This window comes from Pseudomonas taeanensis MS-3, from assembly GCF_000498575.2.
Lineage (GTDB): Bacteria > Pseudomonadota > Gammaproteobacteria > Pseudomonadales > Pseudomonadaceae > Aquipseudomonas > Aquipseudomonas taeanensis.
Window position 1 is genome coordinate 888,751 of the sequence record NZ_AWSQ01000001.1, and the last position, 14,737, is coordinate 903,487.

13 protein-coding genes and 3 pseudogenes are annotated in these 14,737 nt (G+C 50.2%); 7 read left to right on the forward strand and 9 right to left on the reverse strand.

Translation table 11 applies throughout. The annotated features are described in order from the left end of the window. The first annotated feature begins 42 nt into the window (after positions 1-42). Together parS and TMS3_RS03820 are read left to right on the forward strand one after the other, a co-directional pair. Positions 43-510: a type II RES/Xre toxin-antitoxin system antitoxin gene (gene parS, locus TMS3_RS03815; protein ID WP_025163928.1), complete on the forward strand. Its 468-nt coding sequence runs from the start codon at positions 43-45 to the stop codon at positions 508-510. Continuing rightward, entirely contained in the window at positions 510-977 is a 468-nt protein-coding gene (locus tag TMS3_RS03820) for an RES family NAD+ phosphorylase (protein ID WP_025163929.1), read from the forward strand. Before parS ends, TMS3_RS03820 begins: the two co-directional genes overlap by 1 nt. 277 nt (positions 978-1,254) lie before the next feature. On the opposite strand, the pseudogene TMS3_RS25560 reads toward TMS3_RS03820, so the two are convergent. After that, positions 1,255-1,524 (reverse strand): annotated as a pseudogene (locus TMS3_RS25560) (OB-fold nucleic acid binding domain-containing protein); the annotation flags it as partial. Positions 1,525-2,015: 491 nt separating this feature from the next. Between TMS3_RS25560 and istA the strand changes: the two are divergent. Next, entirely contained in the window at positions 2,016-3,530 is a 1,515-nt protein-coding gene (istA, locus tag TMS3_RS03830) for an IS21 family transposase (protein WP_025163931.1), read from the forward strand. A 20-nt stretch (positions 3,531-3,550) separates the two neighbouring features. Continuing rightward, positions 3,551-4,306: an IS21-like element ISPsy14 family helper ATPase IstB gene (istB, locus tag TMS3_RS03835; protein ID WP_025163932.1), complete on the forward strand. Its 756-nt coding sequence runs from the start codon at positions 3,551-3,553 to the stop codon at positions 4,304-4,306. Between the two features lie 127 nt (positions 4,307-4,433). Here the strand turns inward: istB and TMS3_RS03840 are convergent. Continuing rightward, positions 4,434-5,081, reverse strand: a pseudogene (locus TMS3_RS03840) (Y-family DNA polymerase); the annotation flags it as partial. Between the two features lie 78 nt (positions 5,082-5,159). Continuing rightward, positions 5,160-5,432, reverse strand: a complete 273-nt coding sequence (locus TMS3_RS03845; RefSeq protein ID WP_235576604.1) for a hypothetical protein — start codon at positions 5,430-5,432, stop codon at positions 5,160-5,162. A 164-nt stretch (positions 5,433-5,596) separates the two neighbouring features. Here TMS3_RS03845 and TMS3_RS03850 point away from each other — a divergent pair, with 164 nt between their 5' ends. Then, positions 5,597-6,088 (forward strand): hypothetical protein, encoded by a 492-nt coding sequence (locus tag TMS3_RS03850; protein WP_025163935.1) that lies wholly within the window; start codon positions 5,597-5,599, stop codon positions 6,086-6,088. Positions 6,089-6,242: 154 nt separating this feature from the next. Here TMS3_RS03850 and TMS3_RS03855 read toward each other — a convergent pair. Next, positions 6,243-6,497, reverse strand: a pseudogene (locus TMS3_RS03855) (integrase); the annotation flags it as partial. Between the two features lie 238 nt (positions 6,498-6,735). Beyond that, positions 6,736-7,002 (reverse strand): helix-turn-helix domain-containing protein, encoded by a 267-nt coding sequence (locus TMS3_RS25865; RefSeq protein ID WP_025163936.1) that lies wholly within the window; start codon positions 7,000-7,002, stop codon positions 6,736-6,738. Between the two features lie 522 nt (positions 7,003-7,524). On the opposite strand from TMS3_RS25865, the gene TMS3_RS03865 reads away from it, so the two are divergent. Next, positions 7,525-8,085: an HAD family hydrolase gene (locus TMS3_RS03865; protein WP_025163937.1), complete on the forward strand. Its 561-nt coding sequence runs from the start codon at positions 7,525-7,527 to the stop codon at positions 8,083-8,085. Between the two features lie 18 nt (positions 8,086-8,103). After that, positions 8,104-8,775: an inositol monophosphatase family protein gene (locus TMS3_RS03870; RefSeq protein WP_321163844.1), complete on the forward strand. Its 672-nt coding sequence runs from the start codon at positions 8,104-8,106 to the stop codon at positions 8,773-8,775. A gap of 248 nt (positions 8,776-9,023) precedes the next feature. Here TMS3_RS03870 and TMS3_RS03875 read toward each other — a convergent pair whose 3' ends face one another. Genes TMS3_RS03875 through TMS3_RS24475 form a run of 4 tightly spaced genes read right to left on the reverse strand, consistent with a single transcriptional unit; the run spans position 9,024 to position 14,696 of the window. Continuing rightward, complete coding sequence (locus TMS3_RS03875; protein ID WP_025163938.1) at positions 9,024-9,422, reverse strand: hypothetical protein; 399 nt, start codon at positions 9,420-9,422, stop codon at positions 9,024-9,026. Then, a complete protein-coding gene (locus TMS3_RS24945) occupies positions 9,409-11,904 on the reverse strand; it encodes a hypothetical protein (RefSeq protein ID WP_152985470.1) in 2,496 nt (831 codons plus the stop codon). Before TMS3_RS24945 ends, TMS3_RS03875 begins: the two co-directional genes overlap by 14 nt. Continuing rightward, on the reverse strand, positions 11,891-13,510 hold the full coding sequence (locus tag TMS3_RS24470; RefSeq protein WP_083491693.1) for a site-specific integrase: 1,620 nt from the start codon (positions 13,508-13,510) through the stop codon (positions 11,891-11,893). Before TMS3_RS24470 ends, TMS3_RS24945 begins: the two co-directional genes overlap by 14 nt. After that, positions 13,503-14,696, reverse strand: coding sequence for a tyrosine-type recombinase/integrase (locus TMS3_RS24475; protein ID WP_083491694.1), 1,194 nt, complete (start codon positions 14,694-14,696; stop codon positions 13,503-13,505). The genes TMS3_RS24470 and TMS3_RS24475 overlap by 8 nt, the downstream gene beginning before the upstream one ends. Positions 14,697-14,737: the final 41 nt, after the last annotated feature.

Sequence of the window (14,737 nt, forward strand, 5' to 3'; positions counted from 1 at the left end):
ATCATCTGAAGGAACGAGAAACGTCATTTGGCGGCATATGAAATGGAAGCAGAAGCTAAAGCACTCAAAAAACGCTCCTTAGGTACCGGGGCTCTTGCCCACAGCTTTTGGAGAATGGCTCATAGCCTCAGTGCTCAAACCGAGCAAGAACGGCTTCGCCAGATCAACTCCGGTTTCGAGGCCGTCTGGCTGATAGAGGTCAAAAGAACATTCAACCTCACCAATCCAGCCTTGGCACTCCTGGCCAATTCCTCGAACTCAACGGTTGAGCGCCGGATCAAGAGCAAGGCCCCTCTCGACTCAGTTGTCTCCGAGCGCATCGACCGTCTGGCTCAGGTTGCCGTTCTTGCAGAGGAAGTTTTTGAAGATAAAACAGTCGCGGGCGCCTGGATGTCATCTCCCAATGATGCCCTTGGGGGGAAAACGCCACTCTCGCTTTGCGAGACCGAGCTGGGGGCACGCCAGGTGCGCCGGGTGTTGCATGCCATCGAGTGGGGCGGTGTGGCCTGATGCGGGCATGGCGAGTCTCCAAGGCAAGTCGCGCGCATGACCTCTCGGGGAAAGGGGCGGCAATTGAGGGCGGGCGCTGGAATGACGCCGAGGTGCCAGCCGTTTACCTCGGCTTGTCGCCCTCCATCTGCTGCCTGGAAACCTTCGTGCATCAGACCCGGAGGCCGGATATTCCCATGAAAATTACCGTCCTCGAACTACCGGATCGCCCTGACCTCTACCTTGAGCCCGCCCTGAACCTGTTGCCAGTGGGTTGGGCCTCTCTGCCAGCAGATCGCCCAAGCATGGGCTATGGCACGACATGGCTTGCCCGCAATGAGCAACTGGGCTTGATCGTCCCTTCGGCGGTAATGCCTCTAGACCGTAACATCATGCTCAACCCGCGCCACCCGGCGATGGCCGAGGTTCGGATTATCGACGTACTTGACTTCGCCTACGACCAGCGCCTATTTTCGGTTCGACCTTAGAGTAAGTTCGGCGTTGCCTACGAGGATTGCCGCCATTTACGACAGGCCGCTTCCGGCCGATTCTGTTGAAAAAGTCCCTTTGCGATTTCTGCCCACAAAAGAGCGTTACCTAGGTTGAAATCTGAGTCGTACGGGAGACTGAACTGCCTTGGTTTTCACGCAGCAATGCCCAAAGCGTGCGTTTTCTGAGCTCTGGAAAGGCGGCTCCGGCCAAGACCGACTTTTTCAACAGAATCGGCCGAAAGCAGTCTGATGGAGTGGTTTTTATGTTTCGGTCTCAGTGAAAATTCCTACTTCGTACATCAAGTCCTTCGAGCAGGTCGCTTCGATCTTTCAGATGACCAGCGATCAAGTGCATTACACCAGACTCATCCTCCAGTTTGCCTTTCACCTGCAAAAGTTTCGAGTGCATCAACGCAGGCCTGTACTGCTCAGCAAGGTCACGCCAAACAATTACATTAATCATGCCGAATTCGTCTTCAAGGGTTACGAAGGTGACGCCTGAGGCTGTTGAGGGGCGTTGTCTTCCAGTCACTATGCCGAACACCGTGACGTGATTGCAGTCTCCAATCTCTCTCAGATCCTGAGAAGTCTTGGCTCTCATCGAGCGCAGCGTCTCTCGCAGCAAACCCACTAGCTGTTCCGTCAGTACAAGCACCATTCGAACTTGCTTCATTTCTGGATTGAAACCAGCTTCCAGAAGTCGCTCAGTCGGCGGAGTCCGGTCACTCCAACGACCGCAGCAATTTGCCAATGCGGATAAAAATCCAGGGCGAGTGGGCGACGACCGAACAATGTGTCGAGATGAAGTTGGGGATTCCATGCGCACTTGGACACCCAGTCCACGAACACTTGGACAGCGATTCCACGCTGACTTGGACACTCATTCCACGGCCCCTTGGACACTGATTCCACGAGCACTTGGACAGTGATCTCTCACTGATCCGACCCCACGCTCAGGCAGGCAGCAACGCAGGATTATTCACTACCATCGACCTCTTTTCTCGAAGCGAAGAGGTCGTCGTGGAGCGTATATCCATGCGTAAAATCCGAGAGGTACTACGCCTAAAGTTCGACGCCGGCCTGTCCGTGCGCAAAATTGCCACCAGCCTACGCATCAGCAGCGGCAGTGCCGGCAATTACCTGCACCGCTTCAACGCTTGCGGGCTGACTTGGCCCACGCAGTTGTCGGACGCCGAACTGGAGCGATGTCTGTTCCCGCCAGCGCCGACGGTTCCTAGCGATCAACGTCCGATGCCGGACTGGGCTCATGTCCATGCCGAGTTACGTCGCCCCGGCGTCACCTTGGCCCTGCTCTGGCAAGAGTATCGGCTCACCCATCCGCAAGGCTTCCAATACAGCTGGTTCTGCGAGCACTACCGCCTCTGGGCTGCCAAGGTCGACGTGGTCATGCGCCAGGAACACCGTGCTGGCGAAAAGCTGTTTGTCGATTACGCCGGCCAGACCGTGCCGGTCATTGATCGGCGAACCGGCGAGATCCGCCAGACGCAGATCTTCGTCGCCGTTCTCGGCGCGTCCAGCTACACCTTCGCCGAGGCCACCTGGTCGCAGAAGCTGCCTGACTGGCTGGGCTCGCACGTACGCTGCTTCGCCTTTCTCGGCGGTACATCGCAGATCCTGGTACCGGACAATCTGCGCAGCGGCGTCACCAAGGCGCATCGCTACGAGCCGGATATCAACCCCAGTTACCGCGATCTCGCCGAGCATTACGGCGTAGCCGTGCTGCCCGCGCGCTCGCGTAAACCCAAGGACAAAGCCAAGGTTGAAGTCGGCGTACAGGTCGTCGAGCGGTGGATCCTGGCGGTGCTGCGCAACCGCCAGTTCTTCTCCTTGGGCGAACTCAACACAGCCATCGCGCTGCTGCTGGATCGCCTCAATCAGAAGCCCTTCAAGAAGCTGCCCGGCTCACGCCGCTCGGCCTTCGAGACCATCGACCAACCCGCACTGCAACCGCTACCAGAACATCCGTATGTCTACGCCGAATGGAAAAAGGTGAGGGTGCACATCGACTACCACGTCGAGGTCGACGGCCATTACTACTCGGTGCCGTACCAGCTGGTGAAACACCAACTCGAAGTGCGGCTAACCGCGAAGACCGTCGAGTGCTTCCACGCCAACCAGCGTGTGGCCAGCCATCTGCGCTCGCCGCACAAAGGCCGCCACACCACCCAAACCGAGCACATGCCCAAAAGTCACCGCGAACATGCTGAATGGACGCCGCAGCGACTGATCCACTGGGCTGAGCAGACCGGGCCGAACACCGCTGGTGTCATCGCTCATATCCTCGAACGCCGAATCCATCCGCAGCACGGCTTCCGCGCCTGCCTGGGGATCCTGCGCCTGAGCAAACAGCACGGCGAAGAGCGGCTGGAAGCCGCTTGCCAGCGAGCGCTGGCACTGGGCGCGTGCAGCTATAAAAGCCTGGAATCGATCCTGCGCCAAGGGCTGGAACGGCTGCCGCTTGCCCAGCAAAACCTGCCGTTACTGCCCGAAGAACACATCAACCTGCGCGGCCCTGGCTACTACCACTGACCTGAAAAAGGAGCACCAAAATGCTGCCCAACCCGACACTCGACAAGCTACAAACCCTGCGCCTGCACGGCATGATCAAGGCGCTTGGCGAACAACACGCAACGCCTGACATCAACGATCTTAGCTTCGACGAACGCCTCGGTCTGATGGTCGACCGCGAGCTGACCGAGCGCGAAGACGCACGCCTGACTACTCGCCTCAAGGCCGCACGACTGCGCCATAACGCCTGCCTGGAAGACATCGACTACCGCAGCCCGCGCGGCCTGGACAAATCTCTGATCCTGCAACTGGGTAGCGGCCAGTGGCTGCGCGACGGCCTGAACCTGATCATCGGCGGCCCAACTGGCGTAGGCAAAACCTGGCTCGCCTGCGCGCTGGCTCATAAGGCCTGCCGCGACGGTTACAGCGTGCGATATCTGCGCTTGCCGCGCTTGATGGAAGAACTAGGCCTGGCCCACGGCGACGGCCGCTTCGCGAAACTGATGGCGGGTTATGCCAAGACCGACTTGCTGATCCTGGACGACTGGGGCCTGGCGCCGTTTACCGCTGCGCAACGGCGCGACATGCTTGAACTGCTGGACGACCGCTACGGCAACCGCTCGACGCTAGTGACCAGCCAGATGCCAGTGGACAAATGGCACGCACTGATCGGCGATCCGACCTTGGGCGATGCGATCCTCGACCGGCTGGTGCACAACGCTTATCGGATCGAACTGAAGGGCGAATCGATGCGCAGACGCGCAACGAAATTGACGGCGACAGAGACTTCAGACTAACAATGCAAACCTGCGTCGCTGCGCTCCGACTGCCTGTCCAAGTGGACGTGGATCAGGTGTCCAAGTGAGCATGGAACGAGTGTCCAAATGATCGTGGGCTGAGTGTCCAAGTGTCGTGGAATCCGCAATGAAGTAGAACCTCGGCGGGAAAGCGCTTTGCCAGGCTGCTGCGGGGGAGGGCCACAAGCTGCTGCAAGTTACGCAGTCCCATTCGAGCAAACGCAGTCGCCACTTTCTCGGACAACCCCAGCCGCTCTACTGGCAAAGGGTAGAGCGCTTCCTGTAACGATTTATCATCGACAACCGCCAAGCCATCCCGGCAGTTCGAGAGCATCCGTGCAGCCGCTGGGTTGGTAGCTAGGGTGATGCGATGCTGGAAGCCCAGAGCTGTGAGCTCGTCACGCAGTCGTGTTTCAAATCGTGGCCACGGGCCGAACAGACCAAAGCTGGACTGCACCTCAAGCAGCAGGCAGCGCGGGTAGTGCAGGCTGACTTGTGCGCTGAACCCATATGCCCAGGCAGCCAAGAACTGCTGCCACTTTTCGATTTCCGTCTGGTCGTAGTCAGCAGACGCGAACTCCACGGCCAGTGCTTGGGCTGTAGTAAGGGACTGCCCGGGTCTTAAACCTATTGAGCGGGCTGAGGAGTTGACCGCCTGTATGACTCGGCGCTGCGCCGGGCCGCTGAGCAGTACCAATGGGCGCTCAGGGTCAGAGCAGTGACGCAAAACTCCGTCCATGGCCAACTGTGGCAACAGGATGCACGCCCAAAGCATGGCCGCTTACTGCCAATTGGCTGCGATAGGGTGCGGAGAGGCGCGCGAGCACAATATGCCGAGAGAGGCCACGAGATGTCAGGTTGAAACCTGCCGAATATCCAGCACGACCCAAACCTCATAGCCTTTGTCCCGCGCAGCTTTTTCGGCCTCGAGTTGGGCTGTCAGCGTGCTAATGGAGTTTGATTGGTGCTCGAAGCGGAAAGGCTTTCCACCATTCTCACGTACGCTCAGCTCAGCAACCGTGTAGATGGAAAATGGATTTGTCTTTTTAGCGGGCTGTTTCTCATGTATCTGATCAAGGCCGAATGCGCGGTGCATTTCGGCTTCTGAGACAGTTGTATCGGTCACGCGGGATACCTGCAGAAAATGCATTTAGTGAGTTAGCGGGGGCGGTTCGATCATAGCGATCGGCTCGCACCTGCATGAGTTTGCGTCTAACTTGGGCTACAGTCATTTTCTACACTCACAGTACAGCTGGCTAGGACGGCCAGACTTTCGAAAGGAACTCGACCATGCCCATTCTTCGCTACCTCATTGTCTCCCTCGCTTCTGCTCTGGTGGCCACTTATGTGGTCCTTTGGTATGCCTCTCCTGCGCCTATTGGACAATCTCATGTCGTGACTGTGCCCCCACTAACAGTGCAGGAACATCAGGGCGACTTACGGATCTGGGGGAGTTGGAAGACAGTGGCGGGCTATGACCAACCCGGCAAGAACGCTATCGAAATCCGCTGCAATGCAGCGAAGAAAGCGTGCAGTGAGGCCTATGCCAATATGCTGCATCACGACGAGGGCGAAGATATCACTGCTCAGGTATTCAACTACGAAGTAGTGGAGTGGACTGAGTCGTTACTGCACGCCGTAGCCAAAGGCGCTATGGTGGAGTGCATCGACCGCAGTCTCTACGTAAGTCTCACCGACAAAACAGCCAGTCTTGAATGGACGCCTCAAGAAGGCCGTGAGGGCGATACGGACGCCGCAGTGTTAGTGGGCGATCCTCTATGATCAGCTCTACCCTTGCCAAGAATGCCGGCGTGAGAAGCCTCTTTGCAGTGATTGCGAGGCATGACGGGTGAGCTATCCTGCCGGCAAGCCGTCCACAGTCCATGGACAGTCGACGGAGGCTGTAATGATGAAAGGCCAAGACATACTGTTAATTCTTAAGCTGGTTAACCATGGCTCGTGATGAGACGGGCTCACCATAAGCAGCGTCGCGCACACGAAGTTTGGTTAAGTCGCAGGCTCGAAGCTTGCTGTCGATCGGCAGATCGAAGAGAGCCAGATCCCGGGTTCTTTCTGCAATTTGCAGCCTTACTCGGATTGCCGAGGTATCTCTCAGTCGTAGCGGGGGTTTCTGCCCGACCAATTTTCCTTTGTTCCAGAGCTGACGGCTGCAGGTAGCGATGATGTTCATGGCAAGTCCTCCACGTGTGGAAGGACAAGGATGGTTAGCCAGAGCAGTGGTCGCTAACCTGCCGAAGCAGTCATCGGGTACCCAAGAAATCGGCGACGTTAACTCATCAATTTCTGCCGTATCAGTTTCGTTTGGAAAGCCTGGGCCGATTCATTGACCGGACAAACCTGGGGCAATGTCTAAAATTCATTGACGGCGATGTTTCGAGCGCGGCCGATTTGAGGGAAGCTGGAGCGCTTCACTCAAGCTCCGATAACTCAAAGTGGATTCGCTCAAGCAAATCGCTCGGCGGGACTCCGGCCTGAACATAGGCATAGGCAAGAAGGGTAACCGGATGGACTCCCAACACTGTCGCGATGTCGTCGATCTTCTCAATAGATGGTGATTTCATCCCTCGCTCAACGTCACTCACATAAGACTGACTCGGCCCTAGCCCCTCTTGTGGCACCGCACGAGAAATCCTGATCTTTCGAATCGCAATTCCAACCGCCGCCCTGAGATCCATTTGCCACTCTCGCAAAAGGAATCATGAAGCCGTTCGAGCGTGTAAAGGGCTATACTCGTTAGAGTATGTTTCGAGGTATTTTATGTTTTTAACTCACAAGCAGGCAGAGGTTGACCTTGGATCCCTATTCGGTAGCGAACATCGAATGTGGAAATCCGTAGAGCACACAATTCACCAGCCTTGGTTTTATGTGCGGCTGGTTGAGTGCGGAGGAGACATCGAGCTGAGCAGGATGTTGCTCGTGTCGGATGCTCAATCATTACAAAACGTGTTGGCGTGTCAGAACCAAATTTGTCGGGTCGCGGACGTGATGTTAGTGACCCCAGATCACGTGAATGGCACCAGTGCCTGGCAGATGCAAAAGCTATTGCGTGCAGAACGCCATGTTCAAGATACCTCGGTAGCATATGCCTACGTCGTAGATAACCTTGCTCAATATGTGACAGGAAATCCCTCTGCACGGAACGGTGCAGTGTGCGAGGTTATATACGCGGCGGGACTGTCTTGTCCGGCACCTTAGTCATGAAAACTTTGATTCTCGACGCCTTCGGCACCTTGATTGAAAAGAGGCCGCGCCGCACAAATCCTTACACTAGCCTTGCTGATGCGGCAGGCGTAGAGATGCGGCTTCCGTTCCTTACCCGCAATGAACCCATTAGTGTTTTAGCAAATGAGCTTAATGTGGGGTTTTTAGCCCCATATCTAGAGCGCCAGATTAAGACTGAAATAGACAGCTTTCTTCTTTACTCCGACGTGCAGCGGACGCTGCTCGAGTGGCGCGGCCTGGGATTTCAGATCGCTGTGTGCAGCAACCTCGCTTTCGAATATTGCTCCGCCGTGCGGGGCCTCTTGCCTATGGTCAACCATTTCATTTTCAGCTGTGAAATTGGCGCGGCCAAGCCAGACCCTGAAATCTACGCAACCACCTGCCGAGTTTTGAAATGCCGGCCTCGCGATGCACTGTTTATCGGAGACAGCAAACGTGCCGATTACGATGGCCCTAGAGCTTTCGGAATTAAGGCACGTCTAATCAACAGAGGACAAGGAGAGCTCTTAGCTCATTGCTTCCCAGGCAACTGCTAATACACCACTGCGAATCGTATGAACTACATGGAAACGCTTGATCGTGTTATCGAAGAGGTGCTCGACGCTGGAAAGTTGCTTATCGCCGAATGCGAGCGCCCATTGGGTCCATGGGGGGCAGGCGACAAGGCAGCGGTCGACATCGAGATCGAAGAGCGGCTACGTGTCGCGCTACTAGAAATTAATCAATGCGACTTTTGGGGCGAAGAGACCGAGGCTAGCCTGAGTCGTGCCAAATACTGCTGGGTGGTGGACCCTAATGATGGAACAACCGACTTCTTGAATGGACTCAAGGGCTCTGCAATATCTGTTGCTCTGCTTAGAAATGAAGTCCCCATCCTTGGCGTCGTTTATGCACCTGTGACGGTTGAGGGCCCTCCTGACTGTATCGCCTGGACTGAGGGACTTAGGGGCATTCGCCATAACGCAGAACTCCTTCAAACCAACCTTCGCGGTGTTGAGCTAGACGCTCGCGGCAAGGTCATGGTGAGCACCGCCGCCATTCGTAAACAAGAAATCAACGCTGAACTCTGCGCACCTGCTGTTTTTCATCCTATGCCGAGCATTGCTTATCGCCTTGCAAGGGTTGCAGCGGGGGACGCAGTTGCAGCGGTGTCAGTAGTTCCCGTCTCCGCCCACGATGTAGCGGCAGGGCATGCAATTCTAAAAGGAGCTGGGGAATGCTATTAGACCAAGATGGAGTCGAAATTACGCGCTACGCAGAAGCCAGTCTTGAGGCCGTGAGTAACCGCGTTTTTGGAGGGGCGTCACTTGCATGTATCATACCTGCCAGCCGCAATTGGGAGAGAGTATTTCAATGAGCGGAATCCGTGGCCCGTGATCTCGCAAACGTAAGGCCGGGATGTCTATCGGAGCGGGGGTAGTCCGAACTGGAGATTGAGTTTTATTTGTAAATTAATTTGCGCTGATGCAGTCATTTAATCTTGTAGTTCGATATCGGCTATGTCAGTCATGACCAGCAAGGGATCAATATTAAGTCGCTGCAATGCGATAAACACATCTCGGTTCATAACGATATGAGCATCAATTATCTGGTTTGCCTTGCGCAACTCGAGTTCTAAATATGTAATACGATCTTCAAGTGAGCGTCTATATTTAGACTTGCCTGCGCATGAATTTAATATCGACTCACGCTTAGATATTCGAGCTTGCTGATAAAGATCGTATATTAATTTATCCCGCCAGAGTGTAACCTTGCTTTTTTTAGTAAGTTCTTCCAGCCTACGCCATGTGGGTAAATCAAACTTACTCGGTGTCGAAATAATAGTATTAAGGTAATCAGTGGCAATTTCATGCCATTGGTCATTTTTGCACATGTTTAATAGCCTCAAAAACCTTAATTGTTTCAGTTTGACTAGAAATTGGTGTCTCGTTATAGGCGCGAAGAGCTGCCCGGCACCCGCTAATTACTTTGATAACATGAAGTAAATGTTGGTCAAGTGTTTGGTTGTCATCTAGTTCTTCAAAAAATGAACTCTTTAGAGATTCATATCTTGGCTCTAAAGAATATAGCGTTGATTGATAGTTGCTGAGGGTGTTTTGGATGTTTTCTCTTGCGGCGAGATCAGTTGGGTCTATATGAAAATTGGAACACCCTGAGTCACCTCCAAAGCCCTTCAAACACATAAGCCCTTTAGTGCATGGCATGATAGTTAGGTCCCTAGAGCAATATCCCCATGGGCTAAAGTGCAGAATGGCTGTCTTGCTATCAATATAGTCATTTATTTCTGCTTCAGTAAAATCTTTATCGCGCATTGCTGTCACTCTTCTACCGAGCCAATCTGGTGGCGGGGAAGGGCTCGAGTACATTGTCTTGCTTCTTATATATTCAGCCCGCTCTTTCGGTGTCCGATGATCATAGTTTCGAATTTGTTGAGTGCTTCGCCCCATCCACAAGTTGGTTAACATTTCACTTTGACCACTACGTAACATGGCTGTGGTCAGCCAATGTCTTATTTGGTGATGGGTGAGATTGTAAATTTGTAATTTATTGTCACGAATATTATGTCTTTGGAAAACGCTTGTTTTTCCGCCCTTAGTGGAAAGCCAATTATATATGTCTGAAAGAAACAGAGGTCTTGGCAATATGCCATTTGATTTTGTTGTGCTGTTTAATTGGTCATCAAAAAACACTATGAGATGTTTGCTTAGAGGTAGGATTGTTTCAAAAGATCGTGAGGAAATTTTATGTGAGAAACTACCTGTGGTTATGTTTTCAGCGTCACAGTTTTCTTTGTAGTGTCGCGATAAATATGATGCATACTCCGTGGATAGTTGATTTATCCAGCTATCATAGTTTACAAGCATGCCTGCGTTATTGGCTTTTTTAGCTTTTAAAACCAAACACTTCTCGGTGGCCCATGAGCAAAAGAGCTCTCTAGTTGCAATACAAATTTCGCCTAAAGAGACTTCTGCTTCATGTAGTTGCCATAGATTTTCACATGTATACCGTAGTATTTCAGCAACTGAGGAACAACTCATACAGCTACCTTTCGGGAGCCCCGCTATACGACCTAGATGCTTTATGCCTGTTTTTTTCTTTAGGTTTAAATCTAGCTCATTAAAGATAGAATGTATGTCGGCGTTGGAGCGCAATAGTTTTGAGATTCTCTGTAGAAGTTTATAAAGCTTGATTGCTCGCGTTGACGGAGGCAATACCGAGTGCCTGCCGTATCTCGATTTACTGATAAAAGATTTTCTGGATACGTCGAAATTTTCGCAAATTAGATCTAGGTAGCATAGATTGGTTGAATCAATTCCTGCATCATGGAGAGTATTGAGAGTTTTTGGTGAGAGCGTATTTTTTGACTCAATGAGTTTTGATACAAAGTCGAAACCGTTGTTTTCAATCTCAAGGGCGCGCTGTCGTGCGGGTTCACATTTTTCAAGTAGATAGTAATACGCTTCTTTTACAGGTGTGTGCCATATTTCAGGGATCGGCATTGCAAGTGGATCGGCACCTTTTTCTACAAAATTGCGTATTATTCCAGTGTTTGAGCGCTCATCAAAGTCGTATGCAAATATTGGTAGTCTTGCTAATTCGCCAGACCTCAGTCCTAAAGAAAAGCTGAAAGTGTGAACGTTTATAAGGATAGAGTCCGAGCTCTCTTCGCCGTCAGTGGTTTTTTCAAGTGTCAGTTTGGCTTTAAGTGCACCAATTGCTTCCTCTAGTCCGGTTGGATATTTACCTCCTTGATGGTTTATGTCCTTTAGCCTTTCTTCCTCTCTCTCACGCTCGGGGTTTTTCAGGCCATGACTCCAACTTGAGCGGTTATCCACGAAATATAATAAGTCATTGTCACAGAACGTCTTTATTGTTCTGAGGTATTTGTGGGTTGCTTTTAGGTCGTTAGCGCGATGGTAGCGTGACGTTGTCTTTCGATAAGTTTCTGTGACTTCAGTTAATGCTACTAGTAAATCAGAATGCGTAACGTGACTCCAGCGAGATATGCTGTTTCCCAGAACTCGATAAAGTATCTTAAATGATAATATCCTTCCAGTTAGTAACTCTATACTAGCCTTGCTGGATATCATTTCAGTAACATAGCAGCGGAGAAGATCTCCAACGTCGCCAGAAATAGGGTTGCCATTTGAATGATAAAGACGGTGCTGATCGTTCTTGGATTTAACTAGGCAGTTGAAATTTACGCTTGCTCCTTTGTAAGTCCATTTGGGGGCATCCCACGCACAAATAACTATGCCTTTTGAGAAAAGAATTTCAAATTGCATTTTCCGATTCTGTAATTCTTTTTGAAATGCGATGTTTGAATGTGAAGTAATAAATTCAGGTTTGCTCATTCGCCTCACCTTGTGCCGCAATGCATCCGCGGGCCATGCTAATTGCCAGACGTAGCTGATCCTTTAAGGGGCCTGACGAGTTTTCGGATATTGAGTCACTGATTTTTATGATATTAGACAGTGCTTTGTGGTGGTTGGCATTTTTATACGGACGAAATTTAGGGCATGCGTAGCATGTGACAGTAGGGTGGGCCTCGCAGGGGGACTGTTTTTCGCAAAGTCCGAGTGAGTCGATTTCTGTTAATCTTATATCGTTTTGATCAGGACTTTTTTCCTCGGCAAAACGGCCATGCCATGCAGAAACCATCATACGAATTTCTGTGCTTGATCCGGTGGCTAAATTGACAAAGTCAATTAAATCCCTGCTGAATTTGAAATAGTGTTTTACAGAACTAATGCTCGTGTGATCCAGAGCATATGCTACGTCCTCTGGACTGTAACCTTGTAACACCATGCTTGTCGCTTTTGTCCTTCTAAATCGATAAGCCCCGATTCTGAGTAGCCCAGACTCTCCAGTGCGCGACAGGACAGGGATATTAAGTATGTTAGTTAAGTTTTGTATTGATGAGGAAATGCTTGAGTTGATTCTATGGTAAGTATAATTGTGCAAATCACTTCTTTTGTATAACAAATGAGATAGTTGCGTAAGATCTTGTTTTGGAAAAATCGGCCTCGCTGGTGGAATGAATTCTCTGCCATCTGTATCGCATGCTTCCAACAGCTTTTCATCTAATCTTTCGAACGTTGTTTTGTTGTTTTCTATAAGCGCTTTAATTTCCCTAGCAAGCTCATCAGAAAGTGACCTTTCCGTATAATTGTTTTTTGCTCTTCTGAGACCACTTCTTTTGAAGCCTTTAACTCTAGGGGCTTTTAGATAGTTGCCTCTAATATCGGAAATAAAATCCTCTTCCCGTAGAAGAGCTAGCTGAATAGGTCGCAGGGCAAGATCGCGACAGAGCAATATTAATACTCTGTCTTCGAGCGATACTTCATCTTCAAATATTGCTTGGGTTATAGTTAGGATTTCTTGTTGGTTATAAGGGCCGTAAAAAGGATCTAGCATTGTTGAGTGGAATATTTTCGAGCGGTTATTTCTTTTTGGATAGATCGTCGATGTTATTCGCCAGAGCGTGTGTTCGCTAAATCCCCAGAGTTCTTCCTCTACGCAGAAATTAGTAAAGTTTAGGATGCATGAGTGAAGTGCCTCGTTTTCTTCAGCTGACTTACGAGCCTCTAATTCCAGCCAAAGTGTCAGAGTCTTTGAAGCCGCACGTTCACTGAGCTTTAAGCTAATATCTAATTTTGAAATTAAAGTTATGAACAAGCCTAGCCCGTGCATATTTGTTTTAACTTTCACTTCATCAAGGATGAAAGAGCGAACGCTAAGTTCAATCATTGGGTGTTCATTGAAGTGATTCCCCCAATTTAAATACCTATTACCATGGCCGGGGTCGTATATAGATAATTTGTCACTCCATTTCTCCCCGTTATGAAGCTCGATTGTCGTTCCGTATTTTGAGGTGATAGTCTGGGGAACAAGTTGCGGCTCTAATTTATAATCATCAAAAAGCTCGGGCGAGATGAGCGGGAGCCACTTATCATTCATGATTATTTAATCGTTTTGTGTGTCTAGCCTTGGCAGCTATTGAGTCTCTCGTGTAATGCCTTGGCATTTTGCTAGTCGAGCTCCATCCTCCGGAATAAGTAATAATTTCGTTAATTTCCAAATATTTGGAAAGTCCAGGCATATCGCCTAGATTGTTCTCTGCACTGCTTTTTAAGAGGTTAGAGCCCGTAACTCTTAACATGTGGAAGTTAAGAGGTTCTTTTTTTCTGAAAATCTGTAGATATTTTAATTCAAGTGGCTTAAGAATATTGTTGGCAGAGTTTGCTGATAGACGTTTTCCGGTTTTTGAACTGATAAATAAAGAGCGGTTAGGCTTGGCTTTTTTTAGAAGTTTTGGTCGTGAATCCTCAATGTAAATCTGGAGCCAGTGGGCCAGCTCTCTGGAAATAGGAAGCACCCTTCCATTAGTTTTAAGTGAGGCATGGTCTTTGTTTGATTTAAGGTTTTTTTCATGTGGCTTTTTTATTCTTATTGTGGGTTTTTCTGAGTCTTCGAAGTCGTCAAGTTCAAGAAGTACTAATTCTGATCTGCGCAAAAGGCATTCTATAGAGGTTATAATAATACAGTAGTTTCTTAATTTCAGTGGATCGTATTTGTAGGGGTTAGAGCTGCTGTCGGGGTGTACTATTTCTAATAGTTTATTAAGTTCTGGCTCTGGGATCGTAGGGTGTGGAATTTGGTCAAGGCTTACTTCTACCTCGTTTTTCATCAGTCTAGAAAATTGCTTTGTGATTTTTTCAATTCTTTTGTTGTTGGCGATGTAGTCGATGTTGTTTCTGCAGTTTAAGTCGAGATAGCGTTGCATATGAAAATTTATAAAATCTAGCGTGCTTATGATTTTTCTATTGTAAGTGCCTGCTTTTACAGGTTCTCCGTCGGATCTTGTTTTGAACTTTTGCGTTAGAGATACTATCTCGTGAGAATGGAGGCCTATGAGCTTCCTGAAGCGGGATTTCAACGAGATATTCATCTCTTCAGCCCACTCTAAGAAGTAAGTTAAATCTCTCAAATAGGCTATAGCAGTATTTGGCTTGGTTCCCGCAGACAGATGTTCAGCCCAAAGGCTGATCAGGACTGGTTGCAGTCCCGTGCGGGAGTCAATCAGCGTTTGGTAGTGCGCGCGCAGTGGAATCTGGACTGACGTGCGAAGCAGGTAGTGGCTCATGCAGACCCCGGCATATGATGTTTTCTGAGCAACGTTGTAAC

What these genes read in the sequence shown, in the direction of transcription:
- TMS3_RS24945 (WP_152985470.1), bottom strand. Translation starts at nt 11,904, where the DNA reads ATGAGCAAACCTGAATTTATTACTTCACATTCAAACATCGCATTTCAA.
- TMS3_RS03870 (WP_321163844.1), top strand. Translation starts at nt 8,104, where the DNA reads ATGAACTACATGGAAACGCTTGATCGTGTTATCGAAGAGGTGCTCGAC.
- TMS3_RS03875 (WP_025163938.1), bottom strand. Translation starts at nt 9,422, where the DNA reads ATGTGCAAAAATGACCAATGGCATGAAATTGCCACTGATTACCTTAAT.
- TMS3_RS25865 (WP_025163936.1), bottom strand. Translation starts at nt 7,002, where the DNA reads ATGGATCTCAGGGCGGCGGTTGGAATTGCGATTCGAAAGATCAGGATT.
- TMS3_RS03820 (WP_025163929.1), top strand. Translation starts at nt 510, where the DNA reads ATGCGGGCATGGCGAGTCTCCAAGGCAAGTCGCGCGCATGACCTCTCG.
- TMS3_RS03850 (WP_025163935.1), top strand. Translation starts at nt 5,597, where the DNA reads ATGCCCATTCTTCGCTACCTCATTGTCTCCCTCGCTTCTGCTCTGGTG.
- istA (WP_025163931.1), top strand. Translation starts at nt 2,016, where the DNA reads ATGCGTAAAATCCGAGAGGTACTACGCCTAAAGTTCGACGCCGGCCTG.
- istB (WP_025163932.1), top strand. Translation starts at nt 3,551, where the DNA reads ATGCTGCCCAACCCGACACTCGACAAGCTACAAACCCTGCGCCTGCAC.
- parS (WP_025163928.1), top strand. Translation starts at nt 43, where the DNA reads ATGGAAGCAGAAGCTAAAGCACTCAAAAAACGCTCCTTAGGTACCGGG.
- TMS3_RS24470 (WP_083491693.1), bottom strand. Translation starts at nt 13,510, where the DNA reads ATGAATGATAAGTGGCTCCCGCTCATCTCGCCCGAGCTTTTTGATGAT.
- TMS3_RS24475 (WP_083491694.1), bottom strand. Translation starts at nt 14,696, where the DNA reads ATGAGCCACTACCTGCTTCGCACGTCAGTCCAGATTCCACTGCGCGCG.
- TMS3_RS03865 (WP_025163937.1), top strand. Translation starts at nt 7,525, where the DNA reads ATGAAAACTTTGATTCTCGACGCCTTCGGCACCTTGATTGAAAAGAGG.